This window comes from Vibrio sp. 10N.222.46.A1 (assembly GCF_041473595.1).
In the GTDB taxonomy this organism is placed as follows: Bacteria; Pseudomonadota; Gammaproteobacteria; order Enterobacterales; family Vibrionaceae; genus Vibrio; species Vibrio tasmaniensis_A.
This window is the reverse complement of sequence record NZ_JBFRSN010000279.1, coordinates 1-573: the sequence shown is the minus strand read 5'-3', so window position 1 is coordinate 573 and position 573 is coordinate 1. Positions and strand designations below refer to the sequence as shown.

Annotated in this window: 1 pseudogene; it reads right to left on the bottom strand. The window is 51.0% G+C overall.

The annotated features are described in order from the left end of the window. Positions 1-204 (bottom strand): annotated as a pseudogene (locus AB4496_RS09440) (hypothetical protein); the annotation flags it as partial. Between the last annotated feature and the right edge of the window lie 369 nt (positions 205-573).

Sequence of the window (573 nt, the reverse complement as noted above, 5' to 3'; positions counted from 1 at the left end):
CCTGGCTCTTGCTTTTACGTGAGCGGCAATCACGACAATATTTTCCACAGATGTTGATCCTGATAGGGCAACATCACGACTTGGCTCTACTGGTTGCAGACGCTTAGAGATATCATTTTTGGGTGAGCTTTCGTGCTCCAGCGGCGAAACGCTGGTCACTGAATTTGAATTAGAGAGAGTTAGGTTTGAATTTTGTTGCGCCATGAGGATTTTCCTTTTGTTTGAGTATCACTTTTCGGAGCCGCTTGGCTGTCCGCTCTCTCAACATCGTTCTGCTTTGCAAGGGCGCGCAGCGTTCATTTACCCTTGCAAAGCAGGTTGTGGGGAGAGACGGTTAACAGCCTGCGAGCCCGTAAATGATGCGAGTGAAAGGAAATCGGCGCATAAGAAAACAAGCCTTACTCGAACTTATTCAAAGGCAGGGAGAGCAACGAGGAGGCACGACGAGCGGCAACGAGGAGGCACGACGAGCGGCAACGAGGAAGAATGACGAGGCGCAGGCGTTCAGGATTGCAGCGATATCCTTTTAGATAGGGGCTGTAGAGAGGCACATTTTGGGGCGGCACGCAGTGA